The organism is Sphingomonas pruni NBRC 15498 (genome assembly GCF_001598455.1).
Classification (GTDB): domain Bacteria; phylum Pseudomonadota; class Alphaproteobacteria; order Sphingomonadales; family Sphingomonadaceae; genus Sphingomonas; species Sphingomonas pruni.
On the sequence record NZ_BCYZ01000016.1, the window covers coordinates 39,526 to 57,538 of the forward strand.

15 protein-coding genes are annotated in these 18,013 nt (G+C 65.4%); 5 read left to right on the top strand and 10 right to left on the bottom strand.

Annotated elements, in window-relative coordinates:
- Positions 1-53 precede the first annotated feature (53 nt).
- The 3 genes from SPR01S_RS06925 to SPR01S_RS06935 all read left to right on the top strand — a co-directional run bounded on the left by SPR01S_RS06925 (position 54) and on the right by SPR01S_RS06935 (position 2,629).
- On the top strand, positions 54-1,511 hold the full coding sequence (locus SPR01S_RS06925) for a glycosyltransferase family 2 protein (RefSeq protein ID WP_066586992.1): 1,458 nt from the start codon (positions 54-56) through the stop codon (positions 1,509-1,511).
- 81 nt (positions 1,512-1,592) lie between these two features.
- Positions 1,593-2,252 (top strand): hypothetical protein, encoded by a 660-nt coding sequence (locus tag SPR01S_RS21480; protein ID WP_157082021.1) that lies wholly within the window; start codon positions 1,593-1,595, stop codon positions 2,250-2,252.
- A 104-nt stretch (positions 2,253-2,356) separates the two neighbouring features.
- Positions 2,357-2,629, top strand: coding sequence for a hypothetical protein (locus SPR01S_RS06935; protein WP_066586997.1), 273 nt, complete (start codon positions 2,357-2,359; stop codon positions 2,627-2,629).
- A gap of 64 nt (positions 2,630-2,693) precedes the next feature.
- On the opposite strand, the gene SPR01S_RS06940 is transcribed toward SPR01S_RS06935, so the two are convergent.
- On the bottom strand, positions 2,694-3,125 hold the full coding sequence (locus SPR01S_RS06940; protein ID WP_066586999.1) for an acyl-CoA thioesterase: 432 nt from the start codon (positions 3,123-3,125) through the stop codon (positions 2,694-2,696).
- A 133-nt stretch (positions 3,126-3,258) separates the two neighbouring features.
- Complete coding sequence (locus SPR01S_RS06945; protein WP_066587006.1) at positions 3,259-5,322, bottom strand: S9 family peptidase; 2,064 nt, start codon at positions 5,320-5,322, stop codon at positions 3,259-3,261.
- Positions 5,323-5,537: 215 nt separating this feature from the next.
- Between SPR01S_RS06945 and SPR01S_RS06950 the strand changes: the two genes are divergently transcribed.
- Positions 5,538-7,337 (top strand): aminopeptidase P family protein, encoded by a 1,800-nt coding sequence (locus SPR01S_RS06950; RefSeq protein ID WP_066587008.1) that lies wholly within the window; start codon positions 5,538-5,540, stop codon positions 7,335-7,337.
- Positions 7,338-7,504: 167 nt separating this feature from the next.
- On the opposite strand, the gene SPR01S_RS06955 is transcribed toward SPR01S_RS06950, so the two are convergent.
- The 8 genes from SPR01S_RS06955 to SPR01S_RS06990 all read right to left on the bottom strand — a co-directional run bounded on the left by SPR01S_RS06955 (position 7,505) and on the right by SPR01S_RS06990 (position 16,233).
- Positions 7,505-8,848, bottom strand: coding sequence for a GH1 family beta-glucosidase (locus SPR01S_RS06955; protein WP_066587011.1), 1,344 nt, complete (start codon positions 8,846-8,848; stop codon positions 7,505-7,507).
- Positions 8,845-9,642, bottom strand: coding sequence for a carboxylesterase family protein (locus SPR01S_RS06960; RefSeq protein ID WP_066587014.1), 798 nt, complete (start codon positions 9,640-9,642; stop codon positions 8,845-8,847). Before SPR01S_RS06960 ends, SPR01S_RS06955 begins: the two co-directional genes overlap by 4 nt.
- A complete protein-coding gene (locus tag SPR01S_RS06965) occupies positions 9,639-10,454 on the bottom strand; it encodes a carbohydrate ABC transporter permease (RefSeq protein WP_066587090.1) in 816 nt (271 codons plus the stop codon). Before SPR01S_RS06965 ends, SPR01S_RS06960 begins: the two co-directional genes overlap by 4 nt.
- Positions 10,451-11,326 (bottom strand): carbohydrate ABC transporter permease, encoded by an 876-nt coding sequence (locus tag SPR01S_RS06970; RefSeq protein WP_066587091.1) that lies wholly within the window; start codon positions 11,324-11,326, stop codon positions 10,451-10,453. Before SPR01S_RS06970 ends, SPR01S_RS06965 begins: the two co-directional genes overlap by 4 nt.
- On the bottom strand, positions 11,323-12,615 hold the full coding sequence (locus SPR01S_RS06975; protein ID WP_218016720.1) for a sugar ABC transporter substrate-binding protein: 1,293 nt from the start codon (positions 12,613-12,615) through the stop codon (positions 11,323-11,325). Before SPR01S_RS06975 ends, SPR01S_RS06970 begins: the two co-directional genes overlap by 4 nt.
- Positions 12,612-14,021: a glucoamylase family protein gene (locus tag SPR01S_RS06980; protein WP_066587017.1), complete on the bottom strand. Its 1,410-nt coding sequence runs from the start codon at positions 14,019-14,021 to the stop codon at positions 12,612-12,614. Before SPR01S_RS06980 ends, SPR01S_RS06975 begins: the two co-directional genes overlap by 4 nt.
- Positions 14,014-15,018: a LacI family DNA-binding transcriptional regulator gene (locus SPR01S_RS06985; protein WP_066587027.1), complete on the bottom strand. Its 1,005-nt coding sequence runs from the start codon at positions 15,016-15,018 to the stop codon at positions 14,014-14,016. Before SPR01S_RS06985 ends, SPR01S_RS06980 begins: the two co-directional genes overlap by 8 nt.
- A 108-nt stretch (positions 15,019-15,126) precedes the next feature.
- The gene (locus tag SPR01S_RS06990; RefSeq protein WP_066587030.1) at positions 15,127-16,233 is read right to left on the bottom strand and encodes an ABC transporter ATP-binding protein; all 1,107 of its coding nucleotides are present in this window, start codon (positions 16,231-16,233) and stop codon (positions 15,127-15,129) included.
- A 235-nt stretch (positions 16,234-16,468) separates the two neighbouring features.
- On the opposite strand from SPR01S_RS06990, the gene SPR01S_RS06995 reads away from it, so the two are divergent.
- Complete coding sequence (locus tag SPR01S_RS06995; RefSeq protein WP_157082023.1) at positions 16,469-17,956, top strand: hypothetical protein; 1,488 nt, start codon at positions 16,469-16,471, stop codon at positions 17,954-17,956.
- Positions 17,957-18,013: the final 57 nt, after the last annotated feature.

The window sequence follows — 18,013 nt, forward strand, 5'->3', positions numbered from 1 at the left end:
GGGCCGAAACGAACGCTAGGAATATCCGCCCCCCAAACGAAGTCCTCTATTCCATGCTCCAGCGTACGCCGGCGGACGCGCTCGCCCAGTCCTTTGACATCCTGTCTCCGCGCCTCAATCCGCGTCGCGTCGGCTGGCCGAGCATTGGGGTGACGGCTTTGGTATATGTGACGTTCGTCGCGCTGGTGGTTCAAGCCTTTCTGCGCCAAGGGTTCCTGGTCTGGTCGGTGGGCGTCGCGTACATCCTCTATGACACCGCATTGCTGATCTTCACTGCGGTGCAGATCTGGCCGCTGCGGCACGGCGCGCGTTCCGCACCGCCATCCGACGCCAAGTCGAGCCTCGCCATCATCGTGGCCGCGCGCAACGAAGCCGCGGTGCTGGATGTGACGATCGATCGGCTCGCCGCGCAGAAGGACGCGCCCGACCTGATCCTGATCGCCGATGACGGATCGGACGATGCCACGCCGGAAACGCTCGCGCGCTATGGCCTGGCGCAGCCGGATGTGGGCGCGATCAGCCCGCTCGCGCCCAAATTGCCGTCGCTGCGCTGGCTGCGGTTGCCGCATGGCGGCAAGGCACGTGCGCTCAACGCCGCGATCCTGCATGTCGACGAAGAGATTGTCGTCACGGTCGATGCCGATACGTTGCTCGAACCCGGTGCGATCGCCGCGATGCGCAACGCCTTCGCCGCCGAACCCGAACTGGTCGCCGCGACCGGGGTGATCCGCCCGATGTGCGGGCCCAGCCTGTCGGGCCGGCTGTTCGAATGGTTCCAGACCTACGAATATGTCCGCAACTTCCTGTCGCGTTATGCGTGGGAACGGCTGAACGGACTGCTGTTGGTGTCGGGCGCGTTCGCCGCGTTCCGGACCAAGGCAGTGGTCGAGGTCGGCGGGTTCGATCCAGATTGTCTGGTCGAGGATTACGAACTGATCCACCGCCTGCATCGGTTCGCGCACGACAACGGCCATGACTGGCAGGTACGCGTGGTCGGCGACGCGCTCGCCTCGACCGACGCGCCCGCGACGCTACCGGCGTTCCTGCGCCAGCGCCGCCGCTGGTTCGGCGGATTCCTGCAGACCCAGCACTGGAACCGCGACATGGTCGCTAACGGCCATTTCGGGAAGCTCGGCACCGCGATGCTGCCGGTCAAGGCAGCCGATACGGTGCAGCCGGTGTTCGGGCTGACCGCGTTCATCATCCTGCTGGTGGTCTTGTTCAGCGGCCGCTTCCACATCGTGCTGCCGATCCTGATCATCATGGCGGTCAAGATCCTGGTCGACCTCAGCTTCCACCTGACTTCGCTCCACCTCTATTCGCGCTGGACCGGTCAGACGAAGGGGCTGCGCTTCGTGCCGGCGCTGGCGGCGGCGGTGCTCGAGCCGTTCAGTTTCCAGCTGTTCCGCCACTGGGGCGCGATCCTGGGGTGGAAGGCCTTCCTGACCGGCCGCGAAACCTGGGCGCGGCAGAGCCGGACGGCGATCGCCGAGGTTAAGCGGGAGGGATGACGCTCGGCACGTTTCTACAGGCCTTCATCAGAGCTTTACTCATAACGGATATCGCAACGACGCGCTGTCGAAGGAGCGGAAATGAGAAAGAGCTCAGCCCTCTCGGGAGGTCATGTCCGCCGGCCGTCCTATCGAATCATTTCGCTCCTGGCTTTTTGCGCGATGCTTTCCAGCTCCTGTTCGGTCGCGGGTGCGCAATCCTGGCAGTGCCACGCTCCGGAAGGAACGTTTTCCGACCACGATATCGCCGTCTCCGAGACTGTAACGCAGTTCACGGGCGAGATGATGATACGCAGGGCGAATGGGCTTAGTCGGTGGCATCCGACAGCGAGAGTTGCGTTTACCGACCTCCAACGCGATCCTTCAGGATGCCGGTGCAACGGTGTCGTCGCTACTTGGTATCCGGATAAGCCCGATTACTTCCTGGTCTCTCTGTTGGTCGACGGTAAAGAGACTTCCCTCGGGTTGGTGCCGTATGACAAGCCGGTATCGTTCAAGCTGACCTTTACCCGCGACGGCGAGCTGAGGCTTGAAGTGGGCACCGGCGTGGTGACGGGAGTATCGTCATTTCCGAAGCGCAACGATCTATATCTGGGTTGTTCGACGGCTGATGTCGATTTCCACGTGACGCTCGCCGCGCCAGCCCCACATTCCCCGGAGCGGTGTCCATTCGCCGCACAGGAACAATGGCCGGCGGCGGATGTCGACCGCTATTGCAAAGTCCGCGGTCTGACGGGGTAGGTTGGCGACAAGCGGACCCTAAACCTCACCTGTACGGCCGGTTCAGGGCCGACCAATGTTGCCTTCGATAAACCCTCCTCAGTCAGCACCGACAGGAGGTTGTAATGACGCGTACCATGATGTTTCTTTCGACCGCGGTGGCAGGCGGTCTTCTCGCCCTCATGCCCACCAGCGCATCGGCGCAGAGCTGGGGGTCGTATAACGACGGCTATCGGCACTATGGCTATAATGACGGCTATCGCGATGGCGGGCGCAACCATTGGCGTGAACGCCGCGAGCGCTGGGAAGCGCGCCGGCGCTGGGAACGCGAGCGCGAATGGCGCCGCGAGCATCGCCGCCATCACCGCGATCGGGACTATGACGACTATCGCTATTGATTGACGTCGGCGTGGCGCGGGCTTCGAGTCCGCGCCACGGTTCCCCTTCCGACCTAGTCGGCCGTCAGCCGAGAAACGGTGCTGCCAGCTCCGGCCGTACCCGCATCAGCCTTCCTGTCGCGCGATCGATCAGCGCCCAGGTCGTCACTGCCTCGACCTTTACCTTGCCATCGGCGCCGGTGAATCGCACGTGTCGGTCGAACCGGGCCCCCTGCGGAGGGTCGCTCACCCAGGTTTCCGCCTTCACCGTCTCTCCGGCCGACACGTTGCCGCGATAGTCGATCTCATGCCGCGTCACGACCCAGATCATGCTTTCGCGCTGCTCGGGCGTGGCGATCGTGTTCCAATGCGCGACGGCGATGTCCTGGATCCACTTCACCCACACCGCATTGTTGACGTGGCCAAGCTCGTCGATGTCGGCCTCGGTTGCGGTGATGGGGTAGGACAGGCCGGCCACTATCGCCCTCTCCCCTCCGGGGAGCGTCCGGCCGCGCATGCCCCCGGCATGCACTGGACATCGCGGGGCGATGTCCACCGGACGCTGGCAGACGAGCGTAGCGAAGTCGGGAGAGGGGCAATCTGCTCGGTCAGTGAGACACACTGCCCCTCTCCCCCGAGGGGAGAGGGGGTCATTCCTCCACCCCCAATTGCCAGAGCACGAAACAATGCTCCTCGGCGCTTTCGTACAGGCTGTCGAACCGGCCCGATTTGCCGCCATGGCCGGCGCCCATATTGGTCTTGAGCAGCAACAGATTGTCGTCGGTCTTGGTCGCGCGCAGCTTGGCGGCCCATTTGGCGGGTTCCCAATAAGTCACGCGCGGGTCGTTGAGGCCTCCGCTAATGAACATCGGCGGATAGGCCTGCGCCTTCACGTTGTCGTAGGGCGAATAGGAGCGGATGAGCTCGAACGCCGCCTTGTCCTCGATCGGATTGCCCCATTCGGGCCATTCGCCCGGCGTCAACGGCAGGCTGTCGTCTAGCATCGTGTTGAGCACGTCGACGAACGGCACGTCGGCGATCACCGCGCCCCACAGATCGGGGTCGGAATTGACCACCGCGCCCATCAGTTCGCCGCCCGCCGAGCGGCCCGCGATCGCGATCTTGCGGGCGCTGGTCCAGCCATCCGCCACCAGTGCCTGGGCCACATCGACGAAATCATTGAACGTGTTGCTGCGCTTCTCGAGCTTGCCGTCATGATACCATTGCTGGCCGAGATCGTCGCCGCCGCGGATATGCGCGATAGCGTAAGCGAAGCCGCGGTCGAGCAGCGACAGACGCCCGGTCGAGAAGCCGGGCGGGATGGCGTAGCCATAAGCGCCATAGGCGTAGAGGAAGAGCGGCCGCGACCCGTCCTTCGGAAAGTCCTTGGGATAGACGATCGACACCGGAACCTCGGTGCCGTCGCGCGCCTTTATCTTGAGCCGCTCGGTCGCGTATTTGCCCGCGTCGTATCCCGAAGGAATTTCCTGGACCTTGAGCGTCGTCATCTCGCCCGTCGCGACGTCGTAATCGTAGACCGTTCCGGGCGTGACCATCGATTCATAGCCGAGCCGCAGGACCGGCATGTCATATTCGGGATTGTCGCCCAGGCCCGCGGTATAGCTCGCTTCAGGGAAGGCGATCTGCCGCGGCGCGATCGCCGGATCGTAGCGATGGATCCAGATCTGATCGAGGCCGTCATCGCGCCCCTCGACGACGAAATAGTCGCGATAGCATTCGATCCCGGTCATGTAGAAATGCTTGGAAGGCGCGATCAGCTCGGCCCAATTGCTCGGATCGGCGATCGGTGCGGTGACCAGCCGCCACATCGGGTCGGTATCGTTGGTATGGATGTAGAGCGTGTCGCCATGCGTCTCGACATCGTATTCGCGGCCCGGCTTGCGTGGCGCGACGCAGATCGGCTCGGCCATCGGGTCGCTCGCCGGGAGCAGATAGACTTCACTGGTGACGTGATCGCCCGTGCCGATGACGATCCACCGGCGGTCGCTCGTCTCGCTGACCCCGACGCGGAAACCCTCGTCGTCCTCGTGATAGAGTTCGACATCGGTGGCGGGATCGGCGCCGAGCTTGTGCAGGCGGGCATTGTCGGTGCGCCATTGCTCGTTGGCGAGGCCGTAGAGGAACGCGCTGTCGTCGGCAGTCCAGACGATCTCCGATAACATGCCGGGGATGGTGTCGGGCAGATGCTCGCCGGTCGCCAAATCCTTGACCCGGATGGTGAAGCGCTCCGACCCGTTATCGTCGATCGCGTAGGCGAGCAGCTTGCCGTCGTTCGACACGGAAAAGGCGCCTAGGCGGAAATATTCCTTGCCCTCGGCAAGCGCCGGCTCGTCGAGCAGCAGTTCATCCGCGCCGCCCGCCACCGGCTTGCGCCACCATTTGCGGTACTGGCCGCCGGTCTCGAACGCGGTCCAATAGAGCCAGTCGCCATCCTTTTGCGGGACGGACGAATCGTCTTCCTTGATGCGCCCCTTCATCTCTTCGTAGAGCCGGTCGGTCAGCGGCTTGTGCGGCGCCATCATCGCTTCGAAATAGGCGTTCTCTGCCTCGAGGTAGGCGAGTACGTCCTTGTCTTTCACATCAGGATAGCTCGGATCCTTGAGCCAGGCCCACGGGTCCTCGATGGTGATGCCATGGGTAGTGAAGGAATGCGGGCGGGTCGCGGCGATGGGCGGCTTGGGACTATCGGTCATGGACCCGACATAGCGGCGCCGCGGCACTTGTCGAAGGGGCTGCGTGACGGGAAAGCCGATGCGCCCCTGTCCCGTTCCGTCACAACGCCGCGGCCGTCTTATAGCAAACGCATTCATCCGGCTTGACCTGAGCGTCAGGCCAGCAAATGTGGTGCATTGCGCTTCTCGCGCGTTAACCACCCAGTCGCACCCCGCGACGCCGATGGAATTGCTTGATGTCCACTTATGCCGACCGACTTTCCGCCCTTCGCGAGCAATTGAAGCGCGACCGCCTCGACGGGTTCGTCGTGCCGCTGACCGACGAGCACATGTCCGAATATGTCGGCGCCTATGCGCAGCGGCTGGGGTGGCTGACCGGATTCCAGGGATCGGCGGGGACCGCGGTGGTGCTGCCGGCGGAAGCGGCGATCTTCACCGACGGGCGCTATACGCTCCAGGTGCGCGAGCAGGTCGATGGCGATCATTGGCAGTTCGTCGGCGTGCCGGAGACCAGCGTCTCGGACTGGCTCGGCCGCCATGCCGGACAGGGCGCGCGGATCGGTTACGATCCCTGGCTGCATACCTCTTCCTGGGTGAAAGAGGCGGAAAGGGCGTTGGCGGCCAAGGGGGCGACGTTGGTCGCGGTCGACACCAATCCGGTCGATGCGGTGTGGCCCGACCGGCCAGCGCCGTCGGATGCACGGCTGGTGGTTCAGCCGGATGCGCTCGCGGGAAAGTCCTCGGCGGAAAAGCGCGCGGATATCGTCGACTGGCTGGGCGAGCAGCAGGCCGATGCGGTCGTGCTGTCGGCGCTCGATTCGATCGCCTGGACGCTCAACGTGCGCGGCGCCGATGTCGACCGTACGCCGGTCGCGCTCGCCTATGCCATCGCCAATGCCGACGGCACGGTCGACCTTTACGTCGCGCCCGAGAAGATGAGCGAGGAGGTCGCGGCGCATCTCGGCAATGCCGTGCGCGTGCATGATCGTGCCGATTTCGCCCCGGCGCTGGCGGCCTATAGCGGCAAGCGCGTCGCGGCCGACCCTGAACGTGCGGTCGCGGCGATCTTCGACGGATTGCAGCGCGGCGGAGCCACGGTGCTCGCGCTACGCGATCCGGTGGTGCTGGCCAAGGCGATCAAGAACCCGGCCGAAGCCGCGGGCCATCGCGCCGCCAGCGTGCGCGACGGCGCGGCGCTGACCCGCTTCCTCAAATGGTGCGAGGAAACACTGCCCAAGGGCACCGAGACCGAATTGTCGGCGGCGGCCAAGCTGCAGGAATTGCGCGAGGCGACCGGGCTGCTCAAGGATCTGAGCTTCGACACGATCTCGGCGACCGGTCCGCATGGCGCCAGCCCGCATTACCGCGTCGACGAGGAGTCGAACCTGAAGATCGAGCAGGGGCAGCTCTATCTGGTCGATTCGGGCGGGCAATATGCCGACGGCACCACCGACGTCACGCGCGTCGTGCCGGTGGGCGAGCCGACGCCGGAAATGCGCGACCGCTTCACCCGCGTGCTTCAGGGGCATATCGCGCTGGCCACGGCGGTGTTTCCGGAAGGCACCAATGGCGGTCAGCTCGACAGTTTCGCGCGACGGCCGTTATGGGAAGCGGGACTCGATTTCGCGCATGGCACCGGCCATGGGGTCGGCTCGTATCTCGCGGTACACGAAGGGCCGCAGCGCATCGCCAAGCCCAATTATCCCGGCGGCGGTCCGGCTGAGCCGCTGCGTCCCGGCATGATCATCTCGAACGAGCCGGGTTACTACAAAGCGGGCGAATACGGCATCCGCATCGAGAACCTCGTCCTGGTCGAGCGGCGCGACATTGCGGGCGCCGAACAGCCGATGATGGGTTTCGAGACGCTGACCTTCGCGCCGATCGAGCGCCGGCTGATCGAGCCGGCGATGCTGACCCGGGCCGAGCGCGCATGGCTCGACGCCTATCATGGCCGCGTGCTCGACGTGCTGGGGCCTGAGCTCACTGCCGAGGAGCGGGCATGGCTGCTGGCGAAGTGCGCGCCGATTGGGGGGTAGGGGCGGCTTCAGAATTTGGATAGAACATGACGGAATCGCGCTGATCCGGCTTATTCACCCTCACCCTTCCGGCGCTTCGCGCCTCCTTCCCTCTCCCAGTGGGAGAGGGAAGGGGCCCGCCGGTGGGAAGGGTGAGGGTGAATGGATCAAGTCGATATCATCACGTTCTACCCCAAACACGCCCCATTGGTCGCGATCACTTCGCTGTACAGCTTGGCCGAATCCTTGAACGTGCGTTCCTGCGTCTCGAAATTGACGTGGACGATGCCGAACCGCTTCGAATAGCCGAGCGACCATTCGAGATTGTCGAACAGCGACCACAGCATATAGCCCTTGATCCGCGCGCCCTGCTCGATCGCCTTGCCGACCGCCGTGATGTGCTCGCGTAGATAGGCCGCGCGCAGCGGGTCCTCGACCCGGCCTTGCGAGGCGGCGGGCGGGTCGTAGAAAGCGGCGCCATTCTCCGTGATGTAGATCGTCGGGTCGCCGTAATTGTCCTTCACCCATAGCAGCACGTCGGTCAGGCCCTGGCCGAACACTTCCCAGCCGGTGGTGGTGTAGGTCGCCTGCGGTTGCACGACCATGCCGGCGCGGACGGGGAAACTGTCGTCCGCCTTGGTGACGTTGCGGGTGTAATAATTGACCCCGACGAAATCGATCGGTTGCCTGGCCAGCGCCAGATCCTCCGCGGACCAATCGACCCAGGCCTCGCCGAACACGTCAGCGAGTTCGGCCGGGTTGGTGCCATGGATCGCGGGGTTGAGATATTGGCGGTTCATATAGGCGGTGGCGCGCGCGGTCGCCGCCTGATCCTCAGGCGAATCCGATGCCGGGTATTTTGGCTCGAGGTTCACGACCAGGCCGATCTCGTGCTTGCCGACCTCGCGATAGACTTTCACCGCCGCGCCGTGCGCGCGCATCAGGTTGCGGCTGGCGATCGGCGCCTCGAACACATTTCTGTGCCCCGGCGCGAGCGCGCCGTGGAGGTACCCGCCATCGGTCACTACCCAGGGCTCGTTGAGGGTCACCCACTTGGTCACGCGACCGTCGAGCCGTTCGAACAGCACGCGGCCGTATTCGGCGAACCAGTCCGCACTGTCACGATTGAGCCAGCCGCCGCGGTCGTCGAGCGCCGCTGGCAGGTCCCAATGATAGAGCGTGCATAACGGCTCGATGTCGTTGGCGAGCAACGTGTCGACCAGCCGCTCGTAGAACCCCAATCCGGCTTCGTTCACCTGGCCGATGCCGTCGGGCAGCACGCGGCCCCAGGCGACCGAGAAGCGATAGGCCTTGAGCCCCAACCGCTTCATCAGCGCGACGTCGTCGACCATGCGATTATAGTGATCGCAGGCGACGTCGCCGGTATCGCCTTTGGCCGCCATCAGCCGCGGGTCGTGGCTGAAGCGCTGCCAGATCGACGCGCCGGCGCCATCGGCGAGCGGTGAGCCTTCGATTTGGTACGCCGCGGTCGCGCATCCCCACAGGAAATCGTCGGGGAACGGATTGCTCATTTCTTGTCGGCCTTTTTCTTGCTGGTTTCCTGGGGACCGCCTGGGGCGGGGACGGTACGACGCTGCTCGAGCAGCCAGCGCCACATCGCCGGGTCGTCATAGGCAGGTTCCCACGATCCGTGGGTCATCTGCGGATAGATCGTCATTCTGGGGCGGATGCTGCCTTTGCAGGCATCGACCTTCTTGACGATGGCGAAGCCTTGCTGGGGATCGACGACATCATCCTGGTCGCCGTGGAACGCCCAGATCGGCATGTCTTTGAGCACGCACGGGTCGAGGTCCTTGTCCTCGGACAAGCCGGCGACCGGCACAATCGCGGCGAACAGCTCGGGGTGGCGGAGCGCCCAAGCCCAAGTGGCGTACCCGCCCAGGCTGAGGCCGGTCAGGTAGATGCGGCTCGGATCGACGCGATATTCTGCGCGGATCGAGGCAAGCAGCCGGTCGAGCTTGGCCGTGTCCCAGCGTCTGTCTTCGTCGCTAGCCGCCTCGAGCTGCGGCGAGACCAGGATGAAGGGCGATCCGGGATGCTGCGCGATGATCTTGGGCGGGCCGTTCTTCTTGACCACTTCGATATCGGAGCCGCGCTCGCCCGAACCGTGGAGGAAGATCACCAGCGGCCATCGTTGCGTCCTGTCGGCATCGTACCCGCGCGGCTTGAAGATCAGATAGGGATAGCCGCCCTCGGCCGGCGCCGGTTGCGCGGTCTGCACGCCTTCCGGAAGCGGCGGCGCGGGCGGTTGCTTGGTCGCGGCGATCGTCGCCGCGGCGGCCAGAACCAAGATCAGTCTCCTCATCCCTTGACGCTCCCCGCCATCAATCCGGCGATGTAGTAACGCTGCAGTGCCAGGAAGAGCAGGAGCACGGGGACCAGGGTCACCACGCTCCCTGCCATCATCAACTCGACGTCCTGGACATGCTCGCGGCTGAGGTTGGCGAGCGCCACCGGCAAGGTCTGCTTCTGGCTGTCGTTGAGGATGATCAGCGGCCAGAGGAAATCGGACCAGGAGCCGAGGAAGCTGAACGTCGCCAGGGTGGCCAGGATCGGCTTCAACGTCGGCAGCACGATCGAGCGGAAGATCCTGCCCTCGCTCGCGCCGTCGATACGCGCGGCCTCGAGCATCTCGTCGGGGATCGACAGCGCATATTGGCGGACCAGGAAGATGCCGAACACCGTCGCGATCGACGGCACCAGCACGCCGGCGAAGCTGTTGACGATGCCGAGCGACTTGCAGATCAGGAACAGCGGGATCATCGCGACCTGGGCCGGGATGACGAGCGCGGTCAGCAGGAAACGGAACAGCCGGTCGCGCCCGCGGAAGCGCAATTTGGCGAAGGCATAGCCCGCCATCACGTTGAAGGTCAGCGACAGCAAGGTCGCCAGTGTCGCCAGCGTCAGGCTGTTGACCAGATATCGCGCCATGTCGGTGCTGGCGAACAATTCGACGAAATTGGCGGTGGTGGGATGCGCCGGCAGCAATGGCGGCGGGAAGGACGAGGCTTCGCCAGGGGTCATGAAGCTGACCGACACCATCCACAAGAGCGGCGCCATCGCGAACAACGCGATCAGCCATAAGCCGATCTGAACGGGGAGACCGCCGCGCTTCATTGCGTCCACCGCTCGCTGACCTTCAGCTGGACCAGGGTCAGCGCGAACATGATCAGGAACAGCACGAACGCGATCGCGCTGGCAAAGCCCAGGTTCCACCAGCGGAAGCCCTGCTCGTACATGAAATAGAGGATCGAAACCGTGCTCTCGACCGGCCCGCCCTGGGTCATCACATAGGGCTCGGCGAACAGCTGGAAGTATCCCGCCATGGTCAGGATCGACACGACCAGCAGCACTGGGGCGAGGCCGGGCAGGGTGACGTGGCGGAGCCGCTGGAGCGCACTGGCGCCATCGATCCGCGCCGCCTCGTGCAGCTCTTCGGGGATGGTCTGGAGCCCGGCCAGGATGATGATCATGTTGTAGCCGAAATTCTTCCACACGGCGAACAGCACGATCGCCGGCATCGACCAACGCGGATCGCCCAGCCAGTCGATCGGACCAATGCCGATCCCGCCCAGTACCCAATTCACCAGCCCGTATTTGGTGTGGAGCAGGTAGCGCCAGATCACCGCGACCGCAACGAGCGTGGTGACTACCGGCGCGAAATAGACGGTGCGGAAGAAGCCCTTGAACCGCGCCAGCTTATTGTCGAGCAGCAACGCGGCGGCGAGCGACATCATGATCGACAGCGGCACGCCCAGTATGACGAACCAGGCGGTATTGCCGAGCGCTTTCCAGAATAACGGCGTCTCGAGCAGGTGGACGTAATTATCGAGGCCGACGAAGCGCAGATTGCCGATATCCGCCACCGCATAGATGTCGAAATCGGTGAAGCTAAGGACCAGCGCGGCGGCAACCGGCAAGAAGAAGAACAGTCCGAGCGCGACCAACGCGGGCGCGACGAATCCCCAAGCGGCCCGCTCCTGACTCACGACCGCGCCTCCGCGCGGGGTTCGCCGCCCTGCTTCTTGCGCGCCAATATCCACCGCCGCTTGGCCAGCGTCTCATCGGCGCGTTTGTCGAGCTCGGCGACGGCCTGGTCGGTTGTCAATTCGCCGTGCGCGGCCTTTTCCGAGACGAGCTTGAGGTCGGTCGCGATCTGCTCCCATTCGGGGACCTTGGGTGTGGCGCGCACTCGCATCATCTGCTCGCCGAACGCCTTGGCATAGGGATCCTTGGCGAGTTCGGGCGTCTTCCAAACGCTGATCCTGGGCGGCAGATCGCCGGTCAGCGCATGGAAGCGAATTTGCACGTCGGGCCGTGACAGAAACCGCACCAGCTTCCACGCCGCGTCCTTCTTGGTCGACGACTTGAACAGCACCAGGCTGGACCCTCCGGCATTCGATACGCCGGGGCCGTCGGGGCCGGGCATTGGCGCGGTCATCCATTCGCTTTGATGGTCGGGCGGCAGGCGGCGCTTGAACTCGCCGATCTGCCACGGCCCGGTGATGTAGAAGCTGAACCAGCCGCGGTCGAACTCGTCCCAGACATTGGCGACCTGCGTCGTCGCGACAACCGGGGCCAGCCCGTCGCGCATCGTGCCGAGGTAGAAATCGAGCGCCTTGCGAAACCCCGCGCTGCGGAAATTGCCGCGCGCATCGTCGGTGACCATCGGCGCGGACGCTTGCAGCCCCAGGATTTCGAGCGGCTCGTACTCGTTGAGCGGGAAATAGACGGCGTACTTGTCGGGCCCGACCAGCTTCTTGATCGCCGCCATCTGGCGACGCCATTCCGCCCAGTCGCGCGGCGGATGGTCGAAGCCTGCGCGCCTAAGAATGTCACGGCGATAGAAGAGCAACCGCGTGTCGACATACCAGGGCACGCCGTACAGCTTGCCGTCGACCACATTCGAATCCCAGATGCCGGGATAATAATCCGCGCGCGGAATGGCCGGGGTCGCGGCGACGCGGCCGTCGAGCGGATCGAGCGCGCCCAAGGTCGCGAATTCGGGCACCCAGCTATTCCCCAGCTGCGCCATGTCGGGCATCGCGTTGCCGACGAATGCAGTCAGCAGTTTCTCGTGCGCGGCAGTGAACGGCAGTTGCTGGACGCGCACCTTCACGCCCGGATTTTCGCGCTCGAATTCGGGAACCAGATCGCCGACCACTTCGCCTTCGCGGCCCATTGCCCAGACGTCGAGCACGGTCGTCGCGGGCGCATTGGAACACGATCCCAGCAACAGCGCGGCCAGCCCGGTGGTCAGGACGCCGAACAGCTTCACCCCAGCCAGCCGCCGGTAAAGCCCGCCCGCTGCAAACCGCGCCGGATCGCTGGGTGCGATCGCATCGCGTCCCAGATCATGCCGCTGCGGTGGTTTTCGATCATCGCCACGATCGGGCCCTGGTCGATCCCGAGATAATCGCTGTCGACCCAGCCCGCGGTCGCGGTGACCTTGCCTTGGTCGACCCGGGCTCGCGCGAAAGTGAAGCTGGGATTGAACGAATCGAGGAAGCCGTATTGGCCGTAAATCGCGCCGCCATAACGGTCGCGGAGCGCGCGCGTCGCCGGCTCGACGATTTCCGGGGCGAACGGCAGAGAGGCGACCGCGGCGGTCGGTGCGATCGTCCCGTCGTCGAACCCGTCGGGCAAACCGACGGGACCGCGTGCCGAATAGCCGCTGAAACGGCGTTGCGTACCGTTGACCGGGGCTTGTCCGCCGCCCGGCCCGTCGCACGCGGTCAGCCCCCAGATATCCCGCGAATAGCCGACCCACTTGCCCGGATTCCGCCTGGCGTAATCGCGCTGCCAATAGGTCGCGCGACGGCTATTCTCGAAATAGTCGAACCCGGCGTCGCGCATCGTCGCATCGCGGATGCCGCGCATGTCGAGCCAGCATTGGCTATATTGGTGCGCGAAATGCGGCCCGAAGGCGAGGTGCCGCGTAGCGCCGCTGCCGCGCCAACTGTCGGGATAGGTCGAGCACCAACCGTCATAGGCGTCGCGGTCGAGATAGTGATCGGGCGCGCCCAGCGCGAGCACATACAGAATCTGGCCTTCGGTATAACCGAACCATGGCCGCGCGATGAACCCGCTCTCTGGATGCCAGCCCATCGACACCCGTTTCTGCGTGTCGTGCTGCTGGAACCAGCGCCAGTCGCAGCGCGCATAGATCTTGGCGGCGAGGTCGCGAATCTCGGCTTCCTCGGGCCGATCGAACCATTGCCCGGCGAACAGCACGCCGCCGAGCAACAACGTGGTGTCGATCGACGACAATTCGTTCTGCCGGAACCTGAGACCGCTGTTCATGTCGAGGAAGTGGTAGAAGAACCCCTTGTACCCGGAGACTCCCGCCGGCGCGTCGCCTTGCGGTGCGTTCCAGAAGAAGCGCAAGGTCGCAAGTGTGCGGTCGCGCGCCTGCGCCCGCGTGATCCAGCCGTGCTTGACCCCGATCGGATAAGCGGTGAGCGCAAAGCCGGTCGCGGCGATGCTCGAGAAGCTCGGGCTCGGCCAGCGATCGGGCATCAGCCCGTTTACCGGGTTCGACCGTTCCCAGAAAAAGCGGAACGTTCGGCGCTGGATATCGCCGAACAGATCGCCGGTACGCGCGCGCGACGCGCCGATTGCGGGCAAGGCTGCCGCGCCGAGCGCCGCGCCGCCGGCCAGCAGCAGGTGACGGCGATCAAGCATGGCGGCGACTGGAGGCGCGGATGACGAGTTCGGGCTTGAGCATTTCGGTGGTCGCTTCGACCTGATCCTCCGACTCGGTGATCGCGACGAGCTTTTCCAGCGCGCGTTCTCCGAGTTCGGCAAGATTGAGCGCCATGGTCGACAGCGCGGGCGTGACATATTGCGCGATCGGGACGCCGTCGAAGCCGATGATTGCGACATCGTCGGGCGCGTGCATGCCGCCTTCGGCCAGGGTCGCCATGCACGCGACCGCCATCATGTCGTTGGCGGCGAACACGCCGTCGATATGCGGACGCTGGCTGAGGATCTGCCACGCTGCGTCGATTCCCGACGCCTCGCTGAAATCGCCTTCGATCTCGATCCCCGCATCGGCGCCGAGCAATTCTGTCACCGCCGCGCGAAACCCGGCCCGGCGCGCATCGGCGTCGGCATTGCCTCGCGGTCCGGTGACGTGCGCGATTCGCTTGCAGCCCTGTGCCACCAGATGCGCGACTGCCTCGCGCGCGCCGGCCAGATTGTCGATCGCGATCGTCGGATGCGTGCCGTCGCTGGCCGCGGCATTCATGACGATGGCGGGGAGCCCCTTTGGCAGGTTGCGGCCGAGGAACTCGGCATCGACTTGCGGCGACATCACCAGCAGCCCGTCGACGCGGCCGCGCATCGCCCGGATCGCCAGCTCGGTTTCGTCTGCGCTGCCATGCATGTTCGACAGCAACAATTGCAGCCCGCGGCGGTGCGCCGCGTAATCGATGCCGCGGATGATTTCGGAGAAGAATTCGCCGAACAGATCGGGCAGCACGACGCCGATCGTGTTGGAGCGGCCGCGCGACAGGCTGCGCGCGCCGAGATGCGGCACGTAATCGAGCGCACGCGCCGCTTCGATCACGCGCTGGCGCGTCGCCGGGGTGACGCTGGAATGATTATTGAGCGCCCGGCTGGCGGAGGCGACCGACACCGCGGCGCGGCGAGCGACATCGCGAATAGTGACGGTCGACATGTCTTCCTCCCCGGTGCGCCCTCGGGGGCGCGTGTAACCGTTTCCAAGCGCCTCTTCTAAGCGGCTTGGGGGCGTTGCGCCAAGCGGCATTTTATGTCCGGAGCGGGGCTAAGCCGCTGCGCGTGGAACGGCGAGTGTCGGGCGCGGAAGCGCGCGCCCTCGTTCGTCGAACAGATGCAATGCTTCCGGTTGCATCGCGATCGCCAGCGTCTCACTCGCAGGCCGTGTCGGCAGCGACGCGACCAACGGCTCGGCGAGCCCCTCGATCGCGAGATGGACGTGATGCACCGCGCCGAGCGATTCGACCATCCGGACATGACCGCCGAGCCGATTAGCGGGACCGTCGCCGGTCAGGCGCTCGGGGCGAACGCCCAGCGTCACTGCCGCGCCCGGCGACAGCGATTCCGCTGAGATCGCGGTGTCGATCAGTTGCCCGCCATTCAATCTGACCATCGCGCCCGTTGCCCCCCGCCCGGCATAGGTGGCCGGAATCAGGTTCATCGTCGGCGACCCGATGAAACCTGCGACGAAGATCGTGTCGGGCCGTTCGTACAACTCGTCGGGCGTTCCGACCTGCTCGATAACGCCATTGTTGAGCACGACGATCCGGTCGGCCAGGGTCATCGCCTCGACCTGGTCGTGCGTGACGTAGATCATCGTCGTCCCCAGCGCCTTGTGCAGCCCCGCGAATTCGTAGCGCATGCGCACGCGCAGCGCGGCGTCGAGATTGGACAGCGGCTCGTCGAACAGGAACACCTTGGGCTGGCGAACGATCGCGCGGCCGATCGCGACGCGCTGGCGCTGGCCGCCCGACAATTCCTTGGGCCGCCGGTCGAGCAGATGCGCGATGTCGAGCGTCGCCGCGGCGGCATCGACCGCGGCAGCGATTTCCGCTTTGGGTCGCCCGGTGAGCTTGAGCGCAAAACCCATATTCTCGCGCACGCTCATGTGCGGGTAGAGCGCATAGGATTGGAACACCATCGCGATGCCGCGTTCGGATGGCGGGACATCGTTCACCACCCGCCCGTCGATCTCGACCGTCCCCGAACCGAGCGCTTCCAGTCCGGCAATGCTGCGCAACAAAGTCGATTTGCCGCAGCCGGATGGGCCGACGAACACGACGAACTCGCCGTCGGCGATGTCCAGGTCGATGCCCTTCAGGACCTCGATCGGGCCGAACGCCTTGGCTGCTTGTCTCAGGCGTAAAGTCGCCATCGCGCTCTCCTGCTGCGGCGGCGCCGCTTGCCGCGACCCTAACCGCGTCGCGTCGCGATGCAAGGCGCCGGTGCGTGCGGTTACGTGTGACCCCTAATTGACTCCTTCTCGCCTTGCGCCACGCTGGCACCATTCGGGTCTCGGCGATCGAGACAACGCTGGCTGAACGATCGCGACAGGGCGAGTTCATTGACACTGTGGGATGACCCAGGCGTCGTTGGCAGGAGTGGGGCAGATGATGACGCGGAAACGGATGGGATCGGTAGCAGGAGCGATGTTCGCGCTGTTGGCGGGTGTGGCGCTGCCTGACATCGCCGCCGCGCAGGATTTTCCGTCCACGGCGTCGGCCGTATCCGACGATGCCTATCGCTATATCGACGATGCCGACGCCCTGCTCGACGCAATGGGCACCTCTCCGCCCGATTACGGCTTTCGCTTCGAGGGCATCGACTGCTGGGCGTGGTCGATGGCCGATGGCTCGACGATCCTCGCCGAGCCGCTCGGCGACGATTACCGCTATTACATCTTCGCGCCGGGGAACGATTACCCGTTCTTCGTTGGCGACCGAACCTATGCCTATGGCTTCGACCGGGGGATGCTCGCCGCGGTCTATGGCGACAATGGCGACCTGATCGATCCGTCCGACGATATCATCGACGGTGCTCGATGGCTGTCGGATCGCGGCTTCGACATGAAGCAGGCGATGCAATATCCCGAGCCGGTCTATGCCGGCGACTGGGCCGACAGTATCGGCTGGTTCGGCGCGATCGAGCTGCGGTTCGACAGTTGGCGCAGTCGGCCGGGCTGGATCCGCTATCGCGATGGGCCGGGCCGGCTGCATCATCGTGACTGGCGTAACAAGCTCGGCACGGAATGGCAGAAGCGGCGGCAACGCGCCGAATGGTTCGAACGGTGGCGGCGCGGCGGCTATCGCGGCGCTCCCCAGGGCGGCGGCAAGTGGGTCACGACGCCAGGCGGCGAACGGCCAGGGAGGAAGGGCGGTCCCGACGCCTGGAAGGGGAAGGGCAATTGGATCGGGCGGCCACGGCCGGTTGCGCCGCCTACACCGGGTGTGCCGGGTACGAAGCCTGGCCGGCCGGGTCGCGGCGACGATACCGGGCCAGGATTCCCACGACGTCCACCGCGCTCGGGCCAGCCGATTCCGGGACAGCCGATCCCAACCCCGCCCGCGGCGCCGGTGACCTCGACACCGCTGCCGCCGCCGGTGGTCGTCCCGCCGCCGCCAAGACGCGACGATGCCGGTCGCCCGATGCGGTTGCCACCGCGGATACAGAGCGACATCCCGACCGCTGTTCCGCCAGCGGCGCCGGCGCCTGCCCCTCAGTCGCCGCCCATTTTGCGCGGCGAGCGCCGTATCGAGCGGCCGATGCTGGTGGTGCCGAAGCCGCCGATGGTCAAATCCGACACCGGCAAGCCAACCGAGTTGCAGCCCCTTGAACGGCGCACGATTCCCCCCGGCGTCGAACCGCGGCGCATGCCACCGCCAGCCGTAGTGGCACCGCGGCCGAGCTTTTCGCCGCCCCGCGCACCGGTTTCGGCTCCACCACCACCTCCACCGCCGCCTCCTCCGCCGGCAGCGGCCGCTCCACCCACGCCCCCGGTTGTTCGGCCGGTGGGGCCGGTTTGCGGGGTACGCAGCAGCAGTGGAGCGCCGCGACGCGAAGGCCGCGGCAGGCCCGGCGGCAAGGGCAAGGAGCAATAACTCCCGGTCGGGTCGGCTGAGTCCCGCTGACGTCCAATATCCGGGCTTAAGGAGATT